The 18,724-nt window shown below is 66.1% G+C and carries 21 protein-coding genes; 5 read left to right on the top strand and 16 right to left on the bottom strand.

From position 1 onward, the window contains the following. Positions 1-385 precede the first annotated feature (385 nt). Entirely contained in the window at positions 386-775 is a 390-nt protein-coding gene (locus tag AB4Z42_RS12955; RefSeq protein WP_442009594.1) for a PPOX class F420-dependent oxidoreductase, read from the top strand. Position 776: 1 nt separating this feature from the next. Here the strand turns inward: AB4Z42_RS12955 and AB4Z42_RS12960 are convergent, their stop codons facing one another. Together AB4Z42_RS12960 and AB4Z42_RS12965 are read right to left on the bottom strand one after the other, a co-directional pair. Further along, positions 777-1,124, bottom strand: a complete 348-nt coding sequence (locus AB4Z42_RS12960; protein ID WP_442009595.1) for a metal-sensitive transcriptional regulator — start codon at positions 1,122-1,124, stop codon at positions 777-779. After that, entirely contained in the window at positions 1,117-1,755 is a 639-nt protein-coding gene (locus AB4Z42_RS12965) for a DUF305 domain-containing protein (protein WP_442009596.1), read from the bottom strand. Before AB4Z42_RS12965 ends, AB4Z42_RS12960 begins: the two co-directional genes overlap by 8 nt. Before the next feature lie 79 nt (positions 1,756-1,834). Between AB4Z42_RS12965 and ilvD the strand changes: the two genes are divergently transcribed. Further along, positions 1,835-3,541 carry a dihydroxy-acid dehydratase gene (gene ilvD, locus AB4Z42_RS12970; RefSeq protein WP_442009597.1) on the top strand — a complete coding sequence of 569 codons (1,707 nt, stop codon included), beginning with the start codon at positions 1,835-1,837 and terminating at the stop codon, positions 3,539-3,541. On the opposite strand, the gene AB4Z42_RS12975 is transcribed toward ilvD, so the two are convergent. The 4 genes from AB4Z42_RS12975 to AB4Z42_RS12990 are packed head-to-tail and all read right to left on the bottom strand — an operon-like array spanning position 3,538 to position 6,628. Then, positions 3,538-3,930: an SRPBCC family protein gene (locus AB4Z42_RS12975; protein ID WP_442009598.1), complete on the bottom strand. Its 393-nt coding sequence runs from the start codon at positions 3,928-3,930 to the stop codon at positions 3,538-3,540. The two genes, ilvD and AB4Z42_RS12975, sit on opposite strands and share 4 nt — an antisense overlap. Positions 3,931-3,969: 39 nt before the next feature. Further along, a complete protein-coding gene (locus AB4Z42_RS12980) occupies positions 3,970-4,488 on the bottom strand; it encodes a hypothetical protein (RefSeq protein WP_442009599.1) in 519 nt (172 codons plus the stop codon). A gap of 26 nt (positions 4,489-4,514) precedes the next feature. Next, positions 4,515-5,291 (bottom strand): DAPG hydrolase family protein, encoded by a 777-nt coding sequence (locus tag AB4Z42_RS12985; protein ID WP_442010030.1) that lies wholly within the window; start codon positions 5,289-5,291, stop codon positions 4,515-4,517. Continuing rightward, positions 5,291-6,628, bottom strand: coding sequence for an FAD-binding oxidoreductase (locus AB4Z42_RS12990; protein WP_442009600.1), 1,338 nt, complete (start codon positions 6,626-6,628; stop codon positions 5,291-5,293). The genes AB4Z42_RS12985 and AB4Z42_RS12990 overlap by 1 nt, the downstream gene beginning before the upstream one ends. A gap of 66 nt (positions 6,629-6,694) precedes the next feature. Here AB4Z42_RS12990 and AB4Z42_RS12995 point away from each other — a divergent pair, with 66 nt between their 5' ends. Next, positions 6,695-7,378 carry an IclR family transcriptional regulator gene (locus AB4Z42_RS12995; RefSeq protein ID WP_442009601.1) on the top strand — a complete coding sequence of 228 codons (684 nt, stop codon included), beginning with the start codon at positions 6,695-6,697 and terminating at the stop codon, positions 7,376-7,378. Between the two features lie 27 nt (positions 7,379-7,405). On the opposite strand, the gene AB4Z42_RS13000 is transcribed toward AB4Z42_RS12995, so the two are convergent. The 8 genes from AB4Z42_RS13000 to AB4Z42_RS13035 all read right to left on the bottom strand — a co-directional run bounded on the left by AB4Z42_RS13000 (position 7,406) and on the right by AB4Z42_RS13035 (position 15,058). Continuing rightward, on the bottom strand, positions 7,406-8,398 hold the full coding sequence (locus AB4Z42_RS13000; RefSeq protein ID WP_442009602.1) for an FAD binding domain-containing protein: 993 nt from the start codon (positions 8,396-8,398) through the stop codon (positions 7,406-7,408). Next, positions 8,395-8,940 (bottom strand): (2Fe-2S)-binding protein, encoded by a 546-nt coding sequence (locus AB4Z42_RS13005; protein ID WP_442009603.1) that lies wholly within the window; start codon positions 8,938-8,940, stop codon positions 8,395-8,397. Before AB4Z42_RS13005 ends, AB4Z42_RS13000 begins: the two co-directional genes overlap by 4 nt. After that, positions 8,937-11,168 (bottom strand): xanthine dehydrogenase family protein molybdopterin-binding subunit, encoded by a 2,232-nt coding sequence (locus tag AB4Z42_RS13010; protein WP_442009604.1) that lies wholly within the window; start codon positions 11,166-11,168, stop codon positions 8,937-8,939. Before AB4Z42_RS13010 ends, AB4Z42_RS13005 begins: the two co-directional genes overlap by 4 nt. 75 nt (positions 11,169-11,243) lie before the next feature. Further along, the gene (locus tag AB4Z42_RS13015; protein ID WP_442009605.1) at positions 11,244-11,915 is read right to left on the bottom strand and encodes an O-methyltransferase; all 672 of its coding nucleotides are present in this window, start codon (positions 11,913-11,915) and stop codon (positions 11,244-11,246) included. Between the two features lies 1 nt (position 11,916). Then, on the bottom strand, positions 11,917-12,411 hold the full coding sequence (locus tag AB4Z42_RS13020) for a TIGR04338 family metallohydrolase (protein ID WP_442009606.1): 495 nt from the start codon (positions 12,409-12,411) through the stop codon (positions 11,917-11,919). Continuing rightward, positions 12,408-13,160: a DUF2786 domain-containing protein gene (locus AB4Z42_RS13025; protein ID WP_442010031.1), complete on the bottom strand. Its 753-nt coding sequence runs from the start codon at positions 13,158-13,160 to the stop codon at positions 12,408-12,410. The genes AB4Z42_RS13020 and AB4Z42_RS13025 overlap by 4 nt, the downstream gene beginning before the upstream one ends. A gap of 72 nt (positions 13,161-13,232) precedes the next feature. Then, entirely contained in the window at positions 13,233-14,222 is a 990-nt protein-coding gene (locus AB4Z42_RS13030; protein WP_442009607.1) for a hypothetical protein, read from the bottom strand. Further along, on the bottom strand, positions 14,219-15,058 hold the full coding sequence (locus AB4Z42_RS13035) for an alpha/beta hydrolase (RefSeq protein WP_442009608.1): 840 nt from the start codon (positions 15,056-15,058) through the stop codon (positions 14,219-14,221). The genes AB4Z42_RS13030 and AB4Z42_RS13035 overlap by 4 nt, the downstream gene beginning before the upstream one ends. 72 nt (positions 15,059-15,130) lie before the next feature. Here AB4Z42_RS13035 and AB4Z42_RS13040 point away from each other — a divergent pair, with 72 nt between their 5' ends. Further along, positions 15,131-16,114, top strand: coding sequence for a sigma-70 family RNA polymerase sigma factor (locus AB4Z42_RS13040; protein WP_442009609.1), 984 nt, complete (start codon positions 15,131-15,133; stop codon positions 16,112-16,114). On the opposite strand, the gene AB4Z42_RS13045 is transcribed toward AB4Z42_RS13040, so the two are convergent. Next, complete coding sequence (locus AB4Z42_RS13045; RefSeq protein ID WP_442009610.1) at positions 16,111-16,914, bottom strand: endonuclease domain-containing protein; 804 nt, start codon at positions 16,912-16,914, stop codon at positions 16,111-16,113. The genes AB4Z42_RS13040 and AB4Z42_RS13045 overlap by 4 nt on opposite strands. Positions 16,915-17,114: 200 nt before the next feature. Between AB4Z42_RS13045 and AB4Z42_RS13050 the strand changes: the two genes are divergently transcribed. Beyond that, a complete protein-coding gene (locus tag AB4Z42_RS13050) occupies positions 17,115-18,239 on the top strand; it encodes an NDMA-dependent alcohol dehydrogenase (RefSeq protein ID WP_442009611.1) in 1,125 nt (374 codons plus the stop codon). On the opposite strand, the gene AB4Z42_RS13055 is transcribed toward AB4Z42_RS13050, so the two are convergent. Next, positions 18,214-18,678 carry a MarR family winged helix-turn-helix transcriptional regulator gene (locus AB4Z42_RS13055; protein ID WP_442009612.1) on the bottom strand — a complete coding sequence of 155 codons (465 nt, stop codon included), beginning with the start codon at positions 18,676-18,678 and terminating at the stop codon, positions 18,214-18,216. The genes AB4Z42_RS13050 and AB4Z42_RS13055 overlap by 26 nt on opposite strands. Positions 18,679-18,724: the final 46 nt, after the last annotated feature.

Genomic DNA, 18,724 nt, shown 5'->3' on the forward strand with positions numbered 1-18,724 from the left:
GGGCGGCGGCGGTCCGGGCGGCGCGGCCGGGGGCGCAGGTACCACCGCGGCGGCCGGATCGACCGGCGCGGGCGGCGGAGGTGGAACACCGGGTTGAGCCAGCGCTGACGGGGTGCTCAGCACCATTCCACCGATCAGCCCAGCCGCCATCACAGCGGTGAGCAGGCGCCTTCTCATCGGCTGCCGCATACGTGACCTCCCAGTCGCATAATTTCATCCAGTGTGGCACAGCGCGCGGAGCGGTTTTCTCCATCAGGATGTCGCCCAACCCCTGACTACCGCGCCGCAGACAGCGCTGACCTGGTGTGTTTATCGCCTGAAGCGTTCGAGCGTTACTTCAGGGAACATGGCGTCGGAACACCGTCCAGCCGCAGAGAGGATCGTGATGGTCGCCATACCGCAGGGTTACGAGTCGCTTCTGGAGCGTCCGTTGTACGGACATCTGGCCACTGTCAGACCGGATGGGAACCCGCAGGTGACTCCCATGTGGTTCGCCTGGGACGGGGAAGTCCTGCGCTTCACCCACACCACCAAACGGCAGAAGTACCGCAACATCGCCGCCAACCCGAACGTGGCGATGTCGATCAGCGACCCGGAGGACCCATACCGGTATCTGGAGGTGCGCGGGGTGGTCGAGGAGATCGTGCCGGATCCGACAGGCGCGTTCTATCTGGAACTCAACGACCGCTACGACGGCCCACTGACGGAACCGCCGCCCGACAAAGCCGACCGCGTGATCCTGGTCGTGCGACCGACCGGATTCAGCAAGCAGTGAGCTAGGAGCGCACCAGCCGGGCGATGGCGGCGGACGCTTCGGCCAGCTTGGCGTCGGCTTCTTCTCCGCCCTCGGCGACGGCCTGGCTCACGCAGTGCCCGAGGTGCTCGTCAAGCAGCCCGAGCGCGACGGACTGCAGCGCGCTGTTGACGGCGCTGATCTGGGTGAGCACGTCGATGCAGTACTTGTCCTCGTCGATCATCTTCGCGATTCCGCGGACCTGGCCCTCGATCCGGCGCAGCCGCTTCGCGTAGTTCTCCTTGTGCGGCGAATAGCCGTGGGCGCCAGCACTATCGGCGTTCCCGTCAGCCAGCCCGTCAGCCAGCCCGTCACCCAGCCCGTCAGCCATTGTGGCCACCTTCCAGCATCTGATTCATCTGGGTTATCTCCGCCTGCTGTGTGTCGATCATGGTCTGCGCCATCCGCTTGATGTCGATGTTCTGACCGTTGGCGACCTCGGCCTCGGCCATGTCGATCGCGCCCTGGTGGTGGCTGATCATCGACTGCAGCCACAGTGTTTCGAACTCGGCGCCGTTGAGCGTTTGAAGTTTGGCCATTGTGGCCTCGTCGACCATGCCCGCCATCGCGCCATGGCCGCCGTCCCCGCCGTGGCCGCCGTCGTCGCCGCCTTGAGACGTGTTGTCGTCGGGATTTTCGTCCCACTGCACGAGGAACACCCTCAGGGCCTTGATCTCGGGATCCTGCTCGGCCGAGATCTTGGCGGCCAACGCGATGAGGTCGGGGTCGGTGGAACGGTCCGACACCATGCCCGCCAACTCGATCGCCTGCTGATGGTGCGGAATCATCATGGTCGCGAACTCGTGATCCTGGGCGTTGAAGCCGGGTGGCGCGGCCGTGCTGGCCGCGTCGTCTGTCTTGGTTGCGTCGGTTTTCTCGTCGGACCCCGAACACGCGGTCAGGAACAGGGCGGCGCACAGGGCTATCAGGACTGCTGCGAAGCGAGTGATGCGAGACGGCATGACTCCACCGTACCGGATACCCCTTAGGGGTATTAATAAGGGTTTGGCCGGGTCAAACACCGAGGGCATACTGTGACTCATGCCCTCAGATCCTGGTTCGATCGACATCAAACCCCGAAGCCGCGACGTCACCGACGGCCTGGAGAAGACCGCGGCCCGCGGGATGCTGCGCGCGGTAGGCATGGGCGACGACGACTGGGCCAAACCGCAGATCGGCGTCGGCTCGTCGTGGAACGAGATCACGCCGTGCAACATGTCGCTGCAGCGGCTGGCGCAGGCGGCGAAGGCCGGAGTGCATGCCGCCGGCGGTTACCCGCTGGAATTCGGCACCATCTCCGTGTCCGACGGCATCTCGATGGGCCACGCGGGCATGCACTTCTCGCTGGTGTCGCGCGAGGTGATCGCCGACAGCGTCGAGACCGTGGTGCAGGCCGAGCGCCTTGACGGCACGGTGCTGCTCGCCGGCTGCGACAAGTCGATCCCCGGGATGCTGATGGCCGCCGCCCGGCTGAACCTGGCGAGCGTCTTCTTTTACAACGGCTCGATCATGCCGGGCGTCGCAAAGCTGACCGATGGCAGCGAGAGGGAAGTCACCATCATCGACGCCTTCGAGGCGGTCGGTGCCTGTGCCCGCGGGTTGATGTCACGCGAGGACGTCGACATCATCGAGCGCGCGATCTGTCCCGGGGAAGGCGCGTGCGGCGGGATGTTCACCGCCAACACCATGGCGTCGGCCGCCGAGGCTCTCGGAATGTCGCTGCCGGGCAGCGCATCCCCGGTGGCGATCGACAAACGCCGCGACGCCTATGCCCGCCAGTCCGGGGAAGCCGTCGTCGAGATGCTGCGCCGCGGCATCACCACCAGCGACATCCTCACCAAGGAGGCGTTCGAGAACGCCATCGCCGTCGTGATGGCCTTCGGCGGTTCCACCAACGCCGTGCTGCACCTGCTGGCCATCGCCTGGGAAGCCAACGTGAAGCTGACGCTGGCGGACTTCACCCGCGTCGGGCAAAAGGTCCCCCACCTCGCCGACGTCAAACCGTTCGGCAGCCACGTGATGAAGCACGTCGACGAGATTGGCGGCGTGCCCGTGGTGATGAAGGCGCTGCTGGACGCCGGCCTGCTGCACGGCGACTGCCTGACCGTCACGGGCCAGACGATGGCCGAGAACCTCGCCCACATCGAGCCGCCGGATCCCGACGGCAAGGTGCTGCGCGCGATGAACAACCCCATCCACCCGACCGGCGGTATCACGATCCTGCACGGGTCACTGGCGCCCGAGGGCGCCGTGGTGAAGTCGGCAGGCTTCGACTCCGACGTGTTCGAGGGCACCGCAAGGGTTTTCGAGCGTGAACGCGCGGCGCTGGATGCGCTGGAAGACGGCACCATCACCAACGGCGACGTCGTGGTGATCCGCTACGAGGGCCCCAAGGGCGGACCCGGTATGCGCGAAATGCTCGCCATCACCGGTGCCATCAAGGGCGCGGGCCTCGGCAAGGACGTGCTCCTGATGACCGACGGCCGGTTCTCCGGCGGCACCACGGGGTTGTGCGTGGGACACGTCGCCCCCGAGGCGGTCGACGGCGGCCCCATCGCCTTCCTGCGCGACGGTGACCGCATCCGCCTCGACGTCGGCAAGGGCACGCTGGACGTGCTGGTCGATCCGTCCGAATTCGACTCGCGCAAGCAAGGTTTCGAGCCGTTGCCGCCCGTCTACACGTCCGGCGTGCTTGCCAAGTACACGAAGCTGGTCGGTTCTGCCGCCGGTGGCGCCGTCTGCAGCTAGGCCGTCATCCGGTCGATCCGCTGCAGCGCGATCGCGCACACGGGTAGGTAGGCCGGCGCCCACCACGGCACGCCGAATGCCACACGGGATCCGCCCTCGCGGGGTTGGACCTCGTGCCGTGTGGCGCCGACGCCTGCCACATCCCACGCCCAGCGCCTGCCCGCGTCGAACTCGGTGATCTCGAACGGCAGCGCAATTCCGAACGGCGTCCAGACTTTTCCGCGCGAACCCAGCTTCAGCGGGCCCGCGTCGTCGAGCTCGGCCCGCTGCACCGACAGCCCCCAGCGCGGCCACGCGTCGAGGTCCACCAGAACGCTCCACACGGCCTCGGGCCGCGCCGCGACGTGCCGTTCTATCGTCGGCATGCGATGCCGCAGGACAAGATCCATGTGTGGTTTGTGCCCCAATGCGCGAACGCCAAACGAGCGCTAGCCCGGCGGCGGTGGATCGATCGGTGTCAGCGAAATCGGCACCCAGTGGGTGCCGGGTCCCTCACCTGGGCATCCGGCTCCGGTCATGACGAAGGTCCGCTCTCCGAAGAAGCTGCCATCCGGTCGTGGGATCAAGTAGTCCGAGCGTTGAGACGGCACGGCACTGTCGGGGTTGGTGCGCTCACACAGGTAGGAATATTCCTCGTTGGTCTCCCAGCGGTTGTTGTTCCACCGGTACTCGTACACCAAGGGAGCGCCGGGATTGCGGGCTTGGTCGTCCTTGTTGTCGAAGGTCGCGACACACCCGTTCACGTCGCATTGCGTGGTGAATTGGACGGGGAAGGTTTTCGACTCCATCGGTGTCGGCATCCCGTTGAACGTCTGCTTCGCGAAGTCGACGAACACGTTGTAGTACCCGTACAGGGGCGGTGGTTCAGCGCGATCGGCATGTGCGACGGGTGCGACGGTCAGCGCAGCGCACGCGGCAAAGACGGCTATCGACAGAGGTTTCGACATCCCTCACGGATAACACACCGGCGCGCTCACTCGCTGGCGAATCGGCTGAACAGCTCGGGCAGGAAACCCGCCAAGTGGTTCATCTCCTGTGCGCAGTGCACCATGAGGTCACGCGGATCGGGCAGCTGGTTGGCGGCGATCGGCCGAATCACCGCGTCGGCCAACATGTTTCCTTTGCGAAGCCCGATGTAGGGGCCGCCCATCCAGAACCGCGAGCGCATTTCGGCGCCGTCTGCGGTCACACGCACGTGGTGGATGAACCAGCCGATGTCGACGGGTACATCGCTCGAGCCGAGCCGCGCACACACCGCGACGTCGTCACCGAGACGCGCCGGGTCGAGCCCGAGCGCCGTCGGCTCGAGAAACTGAATCGCCGCCTTGGCATAGGCCGAACCCAGGTATTCCTCGATAACCGACGTCCGGCCCACCCAGCCGCTACCGTCGCTGTCGCCCCACCGGGCCGACGCGTGCGCGCGCGGATGCCACAGCTTGTAACGCCGCGAATCGCTTCCGTGCCAACCGAACCACCAATCCCACATGGCGGGGGTGACGCCGGGCATGGCGGTACGCACCGATACCTGGAATCCGCCGCCGCGAAGTCGACCGTAGCCGTTCTCGGTCTGCTGATAGCCCTCGTCGAGAATCGCTCCCGCATCATCGAATCCGAGAAGTGTCTGATCCGCTTGCGGACCGTGCTCCAGCGCGACGACCACATGCCGCGGCAATTCGGCCATCTCGGGATTGAAGTACCCGCCCCACGGGGTGTCCCTGTCGCCGTCGCGGTATCCCAGATATGCGCCCATCAGACCCGTCCCATCCATGCGTAGAAACGACCGTCGGGATCGTATGCGGCACGTGCCTTGTCGAGACGTGCCATGGCATCATCGGTGGCGAACTTGGCGGGCCGCCGGCCGAGATTCTCGTCGGCCAACTGGATTCCGGCGGCCAGATGCGCCATCTCGGCCATGTTGGCGCGCGGCCAGTCCGAATATTTGTCGTCGTCGGCCTCGTCCATCCAGCCCCCGTAGAGCGCGAGGTAGATCTCGGCTTCGACGCTGTAAGCCATGTCCTGGCGAGCGGGTGACGGGCCCCAGTTCAGCCACAGGAAGTGCGCCGGGTGTGGCGGCATGGTCTCGAGGATGCGGTGGATGCCGGGCATCAGATCCTCGGCGGGCGCCGACGTCCACATGTTGTCCGCGGAGTAGCGGTGATCCTCCAGGTAGTTGCCCATCACGGCGGTGTACCAGGTGGGCAGATCCGTTGGCGCATAAGGAACTTTGGCGAGCGCCTTGTCGATGGCCGGACAGGTGCCGAGCAGCGCGAGCGCTTCCTCGGCTTCCTTCTCGTTGTCGGCGAACACCGGCGAGGCGAGCACGATCGCCGGGCCGTCGATGCCGATGTCCGGCACGCTCTTGGTCGCCACGATCTGCAACTCCACTCGGCGGTCCACGTCGGCGCTGATCGCGCGGGCCCAGGTGAACACCTCGTCGGCGCACTCGAACGGGTACGCGTACATGCTCATGCCGCATACGGCCGGCTTCGGATACACCTTGAGGTGAAACGCCGTGACGACCGCGAAGAAGCCGGGGCCCGCGCCTCGCGCCGAGTAGTAGAGGTCGGGGTGATTCTCGGCATCGATGTAGAGCCTCTCGCCGTCGGCGGTGACGACGTCGAGGCCGATCACGCTCTCGCATGCCGGCCCGAAGACCCGACTGTTCCAGCCGTAACCGCCCTGCAGCAGATAACCGCCGATACAGACGCCCTTGCAGTGCCCGGCGGGGAAGAACAAGCCCTCGGCGTCGAGTTCGGCCGCGAGGATGCTGCCACCCTTTCCGGGGCCCGCCACCGCGCGCATTTTGTCCTTGTCGATCACCGCCTTGTCGAACCCGCTCATGTCGAGGAGCAGCCCGCCGTCGCGCAGATGGTTGGCGGCCCAGCTGTGTCCGCCCGACCGGATGCCGACCTGAAGATCGTTGGCCCTCGCGTACGCGAGCGCAGCGATGACGTCGTCGTCGTCGAGGGCCGCAACGATGACCGCCGGATACCGGTCCGGCACCCGCTGGTTCCACACCGTCGAGCGCCGAGCGCCCTCGTAACCGTCATCGCCGCGAACGAAATGTCGCCCATCTGGAAGTGCCACCGTGAACCTCCTAGATTCACATTTCGAATCTTTGTGATTCGTAATGCGGATCAATATAGTGATGGAATGCCCCGTGCGGAAGAGAATCAGCCAACCCCGTCCGCACGTTCAGACGGCATTCAAGTACTGCGGCGCGCCGCCGCCGTCCTCGACGAGATTGCTGCCGCACCGGGGCAGCTACGGCTCGTCGACCTCGGCGGCCGGCTCGGCCTGGCCAAGTCCACCGTGCGCCGGCTGCTGGTCGGACTGGTGGAGATCGGCTTCGCGACCGTCGACGAGGAGGGCCGGATCAACCTCGGCGAACGGTTGCTCGGGCTCGGCGGTACCGACGACGCGAGCATCACGATGCAGTTCCGGCCGACACTCGAGAAGCTGGCGCGCGCGACGGGAGAGACCGTCGATCTTTCGGTCCTGCGCGGGCAGCAGATGTTGTTCATCGACCAGGTCCAGTCCACCCACCGGCTGCGGGCGGTATCGGCGGTCGGCATCCGGTTCCCGCTGGAGTCCACGGCGAATGGCAAGGCCGCACTTGCGCTGCTGACCGACCCGACGGCAGGCGTCAGCGGCATCGCCTTCGACCGCGACGAGCACACCGCCGGAATCTCCGCGGCCGGTATCGCCGCACGGACGGCCGGCGGACACATCGTCGCGATCTCGGTGCCCGCGCCGAGCGGTCGCTTCGACCAGAACGAGAAGGCGATCACGGCGGCTCTGCAAACGGCCGCGACGTCTACCGCCTGGACTCAGTGACCCTGAGCTGACGGCGCGCTCAGATGATCACGCAGCGCGCACCTCGGCGGCACGTTCTAGGGCGCGTACGACACTGTGGCGGCCCAGATCGACTTTGAAGGCATTCTGCGCCAACGGCTGCGCCCCACTCATCGCAAGGGCCGCTGCCGTGTGAAAGGTCTCGCCGTTGGCACGCCTCCCGATCAGAGCGTGCTCGGCCACGCGCGCCCGCCACGGCACGGCGGCCACACCGCCGAGTGCGAGAGCGGCCGAGCTGATGACATCACCGTCGAACCGAAGCCCCGCCGCCACCGACACCAACGCGAACGCGTAACTGTGACGATCACGCAACTTGAGATACCAGGAGTGGTCGGCGAAGTTCGACCGCGGCAACTCGATGGCGAGAACGAGTTCACCGTGGCGCAGTGTGTTGTCAACATCCGGGGTATCGCCCGGCAGCGAAAAGAATTCGTTGATCGGAATGGTTCGTCGCCCTCCGACGCTCTCAACGTGCACGACCGCGTCGAGGATGGCGAGGGCCACCGCCATGTCGGATGGGTGGATCGCCACGCAGGCTTCACTGGCTCCGAAAATGGCGTGCTCCCTATGGAAGCCACGCCGGGCCGCGCAACCACTGCCGGGGTTGCGCTTGTTGCAGGACGTGAAGGTGGTCTGCATGAAGTAGGGGCACCGGGTGCGCTGCAACAGATTTCCGCCACCCGTGGCCATGTTCCGGAGTTGAGTGGTTGCGCCGCTCAGAATGGCCAGCGACAGCACCGGATACTGCGTGCGGATCAGGGGGTGGTTGGCGATGGCGCTGTTGGTCGCTCCGGCCTCGATGAACACTCCGCCGTCGCTCGTCGCCGCGATGCTCGTCAGACCGAGCCGCCGCAGGTCGATCAGCGCCGCTGGCTCCTCGACGCCGTTCTTCATCAGGTCGAGCAGGTTTGTGCCGCCCGCGAGGTATTTCGCGCCGCACTCGGCGCCGGCCACCATCGCATCCTCGACCGAGACAGCATGTCGGAACTGGAAGGTCTTCAACTCGTCTGCTCCTCTGCCACCATCGCGATGGCCTCGACGATGTTGGCGTACGCGCCGCACCGACAGATGTTGCCTGCCATGCGCTCTCGGATCTCCGCGGCGGTGAGATCCGAGCACCCGGACGTCACATTTACCCGTGGGCCGTCGAATGAGGTCGTGCTGAGGTCGCCGCGGGCGAACTCGGTCGCCATCGCATGCGCCGACATGATCTGTCCCGGCGTGCAGTAACCGCATTGAAATCCGTCGCAGTCCAGGAAGGCGCTTTGCAGAGGGTGCAGGTCATCCCCGTCGGCGATCCCCTCGATGGTCAGGACCTGCGAGCCGTCGATGGACGCCACGAGTGTCAGGCAGCTGACCACACGTTCACCGTCGACGGCGACCGTGCACGCGCCGCACAGCCCGTGGTCGCAGCCCTTCTTGGTGCCCGTCAGGTGCAGGTGTTCACGCAGCAGGTCGAGCAGTGTGGTCCGGATGTCGGCCTCAACGCGATAGGGCTTGCCGTTGATCAGCAACTTAAGGCTGTGGCCGGTGTCCTGACTCATTCCCCACCCGCAGCGGTTGGTGGCTGGTAGGGCTTCATCAGGTCCTCCAATGTGATCGGTAAGTGGCGCAATCGTTTTCCAGTGGCGTGGAAGATCGCGTTGGCGATGGCTGCCGGCACACCGCAGGTGCCGATCTCACCGATACCCCGCACCCCGATCGGATCAAGGCTGAAATCTGGTTCGTCAATGAACGTGATGTCGAACTCAGGTCTATCGGCATGCGTAGGTAGGTAGTACTCGCCGATCATTTTTGCGGTGTTGGCGTCGTAGGGCACCTGTTCGAGGAGCGCCATGCCCAACCCGAAGGTGATGCCGCCCATCACCTGACTACGGGCGAGCTTCGGGTTGAGCACACGTCCGCAGTCCATCACGGCGACCCACCTCACGACCCTGGCCGATCCGATCTGCTCGTCGACTTCCACCTCGCAGAAGTGAGCGCCGAAGGACTGAACGGCAAGTCCGGCTTGGTCACCGGCATCGCTGGCGACGGTGAAGCTCAGGTCATCGCGATACTCGCCCGCGAAACGGGCTGCGCAGTCCGCGATGTCGACATCCCCGCGGTCCCCGGCTGCGTGAGTAGTGACGAGGTCGAGCAGTCGGCGCTTCCATTCGGATGCCGCGGTGAAGACCGCCGAACCGACGGTCGCGGTCGTCTGTGAGGCGCCGCTGTAGGGGGCGGTCGGAAAGGCTGAGTCGCCAGAGACGAATGTGACGCGGGAACTCGGCAGCCCACAAACGTCGGCCGCGATCTGGGTCATGACGGTGCGTACCCCGTTACCGACTTCGTGTGTCGCCGAGGCGAACTCAACCGTTCCGTCGGCAGCGGTCCGCACCCGGCAGCTCGCAGGCATGCGCCGGCCGGGATACGTCGCAGTCGCCATTCCCCATCCCACCTGCACGCCACCCCGTTGCAGCGTTCGTGGCTCACGCGGGCGGTCGCCCCAGCCGAACCGCGCGGCCCCCGTCCGATAACACTCGAGCAGATGCTTCCCTGACCACGGCTTGCCGCTTACCTGGTCGACGTCTACGTGGTTGCGCACCCGCAGCTCCAACGGATCCAGGCCCGCCGCGTGGGCGAGTTCGTCGGTTGCCGACTCGAGGGCGAACAGTCCCGGCGCTTCTCCGGGACCACGCATGAAGCACGGCGTCGGTGCGTTGATCCGGGCAGTGCGGTGTGACACTTCGAGGTGGGGCGAGTGGTACAGAAATCGGGTCGACAGTCCGGCGGGTTCGCAGAAGTGCGCGACGGTCGAGGTCTCGGTCAAGGTGTGATGTTCGGTGCTGAGCACCGTTGCGACGTCGTCGGCAAGCAGGACGAGGTCCTGCACGGTGCGCGGCCGGTGCCCCGTGGAGGTAAACATCTGATCCCTGGTGAGAACCAGCTTGACCGGACGACGCACCTCGCGGGCCGCAACGGCGCACAGGACGACGTGCATCCACAGGAAACTCTTTGCACCGAAAGCGCCCCCGACGAGGGGGGCGAGCACGCGCACCCGGTCCTCGTCGATGCCGAGACACGCAGCCAGCGCAGTGCGCTCACCGGCGATCCAGCGCGTGCTGTCGTGCACCGTCAACCCGCCGTCGGACCACGAAGCGACCGTGGACGACAACTCGATCGGGTAGTGCGCGTTGTGCGGCGTGGTGTACCGGACTGCGACGCGGTGCGCGGAATGCGTCGGCCTTTCCCCGCGGCTGTCCTGCAGCTTTTCTTCGGACAACTTCACGAAGTGGTCGGGGCAGTAACTGCCGTGGCGAATCCGGCCGTCCCGCTCGTCGGGCTCAGCGGCCGCGGCGAGGACCTCATGCGCGTCGGTCACCGCCGGATGCGTCTCGTACTCCAGGTCGAAGAGGTCCGCCGCTGCAGTGGCGTTCTCAAGGGTGTCGGCGACGACGAGCGCCATGTGCTGCCCGACGTGTTGCACGGTGAGGTCCGACAGGGGCGGACGCCGCTCCAGCGGCAGATCCCAGCTCAGTTCCGGGGGCACATCGTGCAGCGGCGGACAGTTCAGCGGGGTCAACACGTACACGACGCCGTGAGCCGCTCCGACACGTTCGGCGCTGGACCGTAGCGACTGCACGGTTACTCTGCCGCATGGAATTTCGGACTGAACCAGCACCGCGTACACCTGTCCGGAAAGCGTGACGTCTGCGGTGTAAGTGGCGGACCCGGTGACCTTGGCGGCACCCTCAACGCGGTTCACCGGCTCGCCGATTGCTGAATCGGCCACGTTCGTCCTCCGTCTATCGCCTGTCGGCATATTGTCCTGGCTGGCCGCAATCATGTCGGTTGGAAGCAGACTCTGCTACTTGATCAACGCGACCGCGAAGCCGTCCCAGCCCTTGGTGCCGACCGTCTGGATCGCAGCGGCGTCGAGCCGCGGATTCTCGCCCATCATCTCGAGCATGTCGCGCACGGCGCGGGCCTGGTGATCGTCGTCGGCAGGCTCGAGCACCCGGCCGAAGCGAGCGATGTTGTCCACCACAATGATTGACCCGGGGTGGCCCAGCTTGATCGCCCATTCGACGTAGGCGACGTTGTTCTCCTTGTCGGCGTCGATGAAGATCAGATCGAACGATTCGCCGCGCTCGGCCAGCGCGGGCAGGGTGTCCAGAGCGGCGCCGACGATGATCTCGACCCGGTCCTCGACGCCGGCGCGTGCGAGGTTCTGGCGCGCGACCTCGGCGTGCCTGGGTTCGTACTCCAGCGTGACGACGGCACCGCCGGGGCCGACGGCCCGCGCGAGGTTGATGGTGCTGTACCCGGCGAGGGTGCCGATCTCCAGCACGCGGCGCGCACGTGTTGTCGCCGCCAGCAGATACAGCAGCTTTCCATGTTGCGCCGACACCTCGATGGCGGGCATGCCCGCGGCGTCGGCCGCATCCCTCGCCGCGGTGAGCGCGTCGTCCTCGGTGCCCAACACGCGGTTGAACAACTCGTCGAGCGCCTTCGGATCTGGCTCAGCCACGCGGGACACGCTATCGAACACCTTCTTTCGCGTACACCACTCGCAGCACGTGGGCCACCTCCGGCCCCATCACCGCCTCTGCGAGTTCGCAGAACGTGGACACGAACTCGGGTCCGTGGGGTGGCTCGGCAACGCAGAGGTGGTGGGCGATTTCGTGGAGCACCACCAGCTCGCGAAGCGCCCAGGTGGTGCGGCCGCCTGGGACGGCGATGCTCGCGTCGTCGCCGACACGCTCGTAATGCGCCGCGGTTTCCCCGCGCCTGGCGCGCACGGCCAATGGTCCGCTGTCGGGCCAGCGCTCGCGCACCGCCGCGAGATCCATCACATCGTTGACGTAGCTGGCCACGGACTCCGTCGACGCGAAGCGCCCCTCCGGCGGCAGCGTCAACTGCGTGCCGAAGAATTCGACCACCCGGTTGCCGTGCTCGCTCGTCCGGTCGAACAGCGTCCGGACGAACGCCTCCGCCGCGTAGACCTTCGCCCGCTGGGTGTCTCTGACGCTCACTTCTCCAGGGCCGAACGCTTTCCACCCAGCTCCGCGCTGCTACCCAGCCGGGCCCTGCGCCCCGCACGGTCGCCGGCCCGCTGCGCCGCACGTGAGTACCCCGCCGTCGCACTGGTCGCCCGCCAGGTCCCCCGCGCCGGCGACGTGTGCTTGTAGAAGTCCTTGAGCTCGATGTCCTTGTTCCGCAACGCGATAGCGGTGCCGGGCTTCCTGCGGAACAGTCCTCCGGTGGCTTCGCGCTGCGCCTCGTCGCGCGCCTCCGACAGTCGCCTGCCGATGCGCGCGCCGAAGGCCAGCTGGAAGTTGATGCGCGCGGTGATCGTCGGGGTCGGCCGGTGTTCACCCGACGCGATGTAGGCCTCCGACGCTCGCACCATCTGCATCACCAGGCTGGCGTAGAGCGCATGGCTGGCGTCGATGTCCTCGCCGAATCCGTAGGCGTAGACGAAGGTCGAGTTCGACGCCACGTCGCACTTCACGTCGTTGGCCAGTGCGATCACCGTGAACAGCTGAACGTAGGTGCGCAGTCCGCGGGCGCCCGCGTTGCCGATGGTGATGGTGCGCTGCTCGGGCATCTGCGCCTTGGTGCGGTTGGACGAATGCGACCGCGCGACCGCCAGGTCGATGGACGTCGCCGTGGCCAACCGCTGGGCGGCGGCCATGAACGCCTCGGCCTCGTGCGTGTTGTCCGTCCCCTCCGCCTGGCGCAGCAGAGCGGCGATGCGCGCCAGCATCTTGTCGTCACTCATGCGCGATCCCGTCCCCTGCCCTTCGAGCGTGGGCCCACCGCTTTTCGCTGACCCCATGGCGCCAGATTAGGACTACTTGCCGACAAACGCGTCGATCGCATTGACGAGTTGTGGAGAAAGTGGATCCTGCTTCGAGTAGTTGGCGACGTTGTCGGTCGGGTCGTCGCGTAACACGTGACTGACGCCCTTGAGTTCGACGACGGTCAGCGCAGTGTGCTCGAGTGCGGCAACGAGCGGCTTGACGGCCTCACAGGTCGCTTGAGCGTCGGCGTCGGAACAGGTCACCAGCACGGGCGTACCGGCGGGCACCTTGGCGGCCAGCGTGACCGGGTCGATCTTGTCGGCCTCGATCACCGCCTTGACGTTGCCCGGATTGAGCAGCGCGCCGAGTCCCTCGGGAAGGTTCTTCGCGACGGTGCCCTTGGTCCGGACCTCGTCGACGGCGGCCAGCCAGGTCGTGAGGGCCTCCGGGGCGGCGCTGGTGCGCACCCGGTTGGTGATGATGTCCAGATACCGGCCCGCCAGCGGCTGAAAGAGGGCCAGCGAGTGGATCTTCGGCGCGCCCACGTCGGTGTCGGTCGCCAGCGACATCGCATGGACCGTACCTTCACCGACCGCGTACACGGAGATGCGGGACTTGTCGGTCGCGGACTGTTCGGCGAGGAAGTTCACCGCGGACTTCGCACCCGAGGTGTAGACGGCGCTGACGACATCCTTGGGCCGCTGCGCATACGGGCCCAAACCTGTCTTGCCCGTACCGATCTTGTCGTACCGCAGGCTGGCCACACCCTTGCCGGACAACAGTTCTGCGACTTGTCTCATGTTGCCCACCGGACCCGCGACAGCGTTGTCACCGTTGCGGTCGGTGGCACCGCTCTCGGAGATCAGCAGTGCCGCCGGGCCGGGTGCGGCGTCGGGCTCGTGGCGGTATGTGCCGTGGATGGTGAGACCGTCGGCGGTGAAGGTCACTTCCTCGTCGACCCAGCGGGGGCCCTCGTCCGAGGACCCACACGCCGTCAGCGTCAAGACCAGCGAAAGAAGGATGCCTGCAATGGCTTTCAAAGTTTGGCCTCGATCCACGAGGTGACGTCGTCGAGCACCAGCGCCTTCTCCGGCTCGTTGAACACCTCGTGGTACAGCTCCGGATACACCTTGAGGTGAGCGTCCGTCGACCCCACACACTCGAGAAGGTGCTCGCTTCCCGCAACCGGGATCAGCATGTCCTTCTCGCCGTGCACGACGAGCAGTGGCGCCGTCAGCGCGGCGGCGCGCTGTGGCATGTTCTCGCCGACATTCAGCAGCGCCTTGGCAATTCCCGCGGGCAGCTTGCCGTGATGTACCAGTGGATCCGCCATGTACGCGGCGACCACGTCGGGGTCGCGGGAGACAGCCTCGGTCGGAAGCTTCTCGACGGGCAGGCCGGGAAGAATGCTGCCCACCAGCTTGGCGACGGTGATCATGAACGACGACACCGAGTCCTGGGCGTAGACGGCAGGCCCGGACAACACCATCGCGGTGTAGTCGTCCGGGCGCTCGACGCCGTATGCGAACACGACGCCGCCCCCCATGCTGTGGCCGAGCACGATCCGCGGCAGGTCGGGGTGGTCGGCGGTGGCGATGCCGACCAGGGTGTGGAAGTCGCCGGTGTACTCGGAGATGTCGCGCAGGTACACACGCTTGCCGCCGGAGCGTCCGTGTCCGCGAAGGTCGAGTGCGTAGGTGATCAGCCCCGCCTCCCCGAACCGCTGCGCCACATGGTCGTATCGGCGCGCGTGCTCGGCGTATCCGTGGCACAGCACCACGACGCCGCGCGGGGCCACCTCAGGGGTCCAGACGTCGTAGACGATGCGGACGCCGCCGATGCCGTCGAAGCTGCGCTCGCTGCGGGTAGTTGCCACCCCGCGAGACTAACGGGCTGCCCGATCCGGCGACGGTGACGGTTGTCACCGGTAGTGACTAGGCTCGGCGACGTGACTGTCCTGGCCCACAATCTGGATGACAGCAGCGCCGAGGACGCCTTCCTGGCGGATGCCCAGCGTTATCGCCGCGAGCTGCTCGCGCACTGCTATCGGATGACCGGTTCCCTGCACGATGCCGAAGACCTGGTGCAGGAAACGTACTTGCGGGCCTGGAGGTCGTACAAGAATTTCCAGGGCAAGTCATCGGTGCGGACCTGGCTGTACCGGATCGCGACGAATACGTGCCTGACGGCGCTGGACAGCCGGCAGCGGCGGCCGCTGCCGACGGGGCTCGGGGCGCCGAGTTCGGATCCCGTCGACGACATCGTCGCGCGCGATGAGGTGCCGTGGTTGGAGCCCATTCCCGACGATTCGACCGACCCGTCGAACATCGTGGGCTCCCGCGAATCGGTGCGGCTCGCCTTCGTCGCGGCGCTGCAGCATCTCTCCGCGCGGCAGCGTGCGGTGCTCGTGTTGCGTGAGGTGCTGCAATGGAAGGCGGCGGAGGTCGCCGACGCGGTCGGCTCGTCGACGGCTGCGGTCAACAGCCTGCTGCAGCGGGCCCGAGCGCAGCTCGACGCGGTCGGCCCCAGCGAGGACGACCACCTGCAGACCCCGGAGTCGCCGGCGGCGCAGGATCTGCTGACGCGGTACATCGATGCCTTCGAGACCTACGACATGGACAAGCTCGTCGAGTTGTTCACCGCCGAGGCGGTGTGGGAGATGCCGCCGTTCGACGGTTGGTACCAGGGGCCGGAGAACATCGTGCTGCTGTCGAAGACCCACTGCCCGGCCGAAGGCCCCGGCGACATGCGGTTGATCCCCACCGTGGCCAACGGTCAGCCGGCCGGAGCGATGTATCTGCGCAACCCGGATACCGGTGTGCACGAGTGCTTCCAGATGCACGTGATGGCCGTGACCGAGGGCGGCATCTCGCACGTCGTCGCGTTCCACATGAAGTCGTTCGAGAAGTGGGGCCTTCCCGACACGCTCTAACCCGCGTCGCTGAGTGGCCACTTATGCCGCGAAATCGCCAAGAATTCGCCCGATAATCCCCCGCAAGCTTCGACGATCACATGCCTGCGGTAGCGCAGCATGTCGGCGCCCACCCGAATGATGACCCAGCCGAGGTCCGATAACTCCGCATACTTGTCGATGTCTTTGGCACGTCTAGTCGGATCTTCCCAGTGCTGTGCACCGTCGTATTCGATGGCGACCTTGAACTCCTCATAACCCATATCAACGCGCCAGCGCTCCAGGCAGATCTGCGTACGCGGTCGCGGTAAACCGGCGCCGACGAGCACCAGCCGCGTTCGCGTCTCCTGTGGCATTCCGAGCCCGCCGTCCATCAGGTCGAGCACCTCGCGCAGTTGCACAAGACCGCGAACACCCCGATGTCTCTTGATCAGCGGTCGGACGTCGACCGGTTTCAACCGGCTGGCGTTCGCCAGCGCGTCGTCACGTCGACACCGCGAATCTTGGTCACTTCGTCGGCGAGCAGTTCGTCTCGGTGGATCACGATCCCATCGACCTTCTTGCCGTTTCGCCGCTACAGCTCGGCAGGCACTCGCGTCAATCCAGTCCGAACCGTGCAACGCCGCTGCCGACAACCCCATCGCGATGCCCTGGCGTTCCGACCAGAGCCACGCCCCGACGGCCCGGTTCGCCGCGTCGAGTTCCACACCCTTCGGCAGGTACACGTTTCGGTAGACACGGTCGTATCGACTCATGAGGGCGTGCGCAGTCAATGCGCCACTCGCGATGGCTTCGGTGCCGACGAACGGAAGCGCTGTCATGCGACAACGGTGTCAACGGGCTCCGACCAATCCGGGGCACGCACGGCAAGTTATCCACAGGCCCAAGTGGCCACTTAGCGGCCGATTTTAGCCCGAATTTGCTCGATAACTGGCCACTCGACGAGGATAAGTAGGGTGCAAATGCGCAGCTAGAGGCCTAGATTGTCACTCGTTCTGTAACCTGTTCTATTCTGGGCTCCATGAAGACCAAGGGCGCTCTCCTCTGGGAGCTGAACTCGCCGTTCCGGATCGACGAGATCGATGTCGGCGACCCGATCGACGACGAGGTGCAGATTCGCGTGCACGCCGCGGGCATGTGCCACTCCGATTACCACTTGACCACCGGCGCCACGCCGATCGGCCTGCCCGCGCTCGGCGGCCACGAGGGCGCAGGCGTGGTCACCAAGGTCGGCCGCAACGTCACCGGCATCGAGGAGGGCGACCACGTCATCCTGGCGTTCATCCCCTCATGCGGCGAATGCCCGCCGTGCCTCAAGGGCTACCGCTCGCTGTGCGACCGCGGCGCCGTCCTGCTGGGCGGCAAGGCCATCGCCGACGGCACCTCCCGCGTCCACACAGGCACCACCGAGGTGTCGCCGATGAACCTCCTCGGCACATTCGCCCCGTACATGACCGTCCACAAGGACTCCGTCGTCAAGATCGACAAGGACATCCCGTTCGAGACCGCCGCCATCATGGGTTGCGCCGTGCCGACAGGCTTCGGGTCGGCCACCAACGTCGCCCAGGTCGCGCCCGGCGAATCCGTGGTGATCGTCGGCGTCGGCGGCATCGGCATGAGCGCACTGCAGGGCGCGGTGATCTCGGGCGCCCGCAACGTCATCGCGATCGATCCCAACGACTGGAAGCGCGATCAGGCGATCAAGTTCGGCGCCACCCACGCCTACCCGTCGATGGCCGAGGCGATCGCGCCGATGATCGACGTCACGCACGGCTTGATGGCCGACAAGACGATCATCGCCGTCGGCGACATGAAGGGCGAGTATCTCGAAGAGGCCATGATCCTGACCGCCAAGACCGGTACCTGCGTGCTGACCGGCATGGGCTCGATGATGGACGTCGACGTCAAGCTCAACATGTTCTTGTTCACCATGTTGCAGAAGACGTTGAAGGGCAACATCTTCGGCGGTGGCAGCTCGCACGTCGAAACACCGAAGCTGGTCGGGCTGTACAAGTCGGGCCTGCTCAACATCGACGACATGGTCACCAGGACCTACCGCCTCGAAGACATCAACCAGGGCTATACGGACATGCTCGAGGGCCGCAACATCCGCGGTGTCATCACGTTCGACGAGACGGACTGGTAGCCAAGCGCTCGGCGACCGCCTCGACCACCTCGCCGAATGCCCGCAGTTGCGCTGCCGGCATTCCGTCGAACATCGCACTGCGCACCAACTCGACGTGTCCCGGCGCGGCCAACTCCAGTGCGGCGCGACCGCCGTCGGTGAGTTCGACGGTGGCACCGCGCCGGTCGTCGCCGCTGTCCTGACGCGCGACCAGACCACGACCGCGCATCCGGCGCAGTTGATGCGACAGCCGGCTCTGCTCCCACGCCAGCGCCTCGCCGAGTTCGTTGATCCGCAGCGACCCGCGCTCGCTCAGGGCGACCAGCACGTCGTAATCCGAAAGGGAGAGTTCACAGTCCTGCTGAAGCTGGCGGTGCATCGCGGTCTGTAGCCGACTCGCCATGGCCAGATAACTGCGCCAGATCCGCTGTTGGTCCTCGGTCAGCCACACGGAATACATGACACATCATACATGTTGTCGTGTCCAGTGGGCACACCTAGGCTGG

The organism is Mycobacterium sp. 2YAF39, from assembly GCF_052114565.1.
Classification (GTDB): domain Bacteria; phylum Actinomycetota; class Actinomycetes; order Mycobacteriales; family Mycobacteriaceae; genus Mycobacterium.

Bases quoted from the DNA above. Each gene is read 5' to 3' on its own strand.
- AB4Z42_RS12955 (WP_442009594.1), top strand. From the start codon at position 386: ATGGTCGCCATACCGCAGGGTTACGAGTCGCTTCTGGAGCGTCCGTTG.
- AB4Z42_RS12960 (WP_442009595.1), bottom strand. From the start codon at position 1,124: ATGGCTGACGGGCTGGGTGACGGGCTGGCTGACGGGCTGGCTGACGGG.
- AB4Z42_RS12965 (WP_442009596.1), bottom strand. From the start codon at position 1,755: ATGCCGTCTCGCATCACTCGCTTCGCAGCAGTCCTGATAGCCCTGTGC.
- ilvD (WP_442009597.1), top strand. From the start codon at position 1,835: ATGCCCTCAGATCCTGGTTCGATCGACATCAAACCCCGAAGCCGCGAC.
- AB4Z42_RS12975 (WP_442009598.1), bottom strand. From the start codon at position 3,930: ATGGATCTTGTCCTGCGGCATCGCATGCCGACGATAGAACGGCACGTC.
- AB4Z42_RS12980 (WP_442009599.1), bottom strand. From the start codon at position 4,488: ATGTCGAAACCTCTGTCGATAGCCGTCTTTGCCGCGTGCGCTGCGCTG.
- AB4Z42_RS12985 (WP_442010030.1), bottom strand. From the start codon at position 5,291: ATGGGCGCATATCTGGGATACCGCGACGGCGACAGGGACACCCCGTGG.
- AB4Z42_RS12995 (WP_442009601.1), top strand. From the start codon at position 6,695: ATGCCCCGTGCGGAAGAGAATCAGCCAACCCCGTCCGCACGTTCAGAC.
- AB4Z42_RS13005 (WP_442009603.1), bottom strand. From the start codon at position 8,940: ATGAGTCAGGACACCGGCCACAGCCTTAAGTTGCTGATCAACGGCAAG.
- AB4Z42_RS13025 (WP_442010031.1), bottom strand. From the start codon at position 13,160: ATGAGTGACGACAAGATGCTGGCGCGCATCGCCGCTCTGCTGCGCCAG.
- AB4Z42_RS13045 (WP_442009610.1), bottom strand. From the start codon at position 16,914: ATGACAGCGCTTCCGTTCGTCGGCACCGAAGCCATCGCGAGTGGCGCA.
- AB4Z42_RS13050 (WP_442009611.1), top strand. From the start codon at position 17,115: ATGAAGACCAAGGGCGCTCTCCTCTGGGAGCTGAACTCGCCGTTCCGG.
- AB4Z42_RS13055 (WP_442009612.1), bottom strand. From the start codon at position 18,678: ATGTATTCCGTGTGGCTGACCGAGGACCAACAGCGGATCTGGCGCAGT.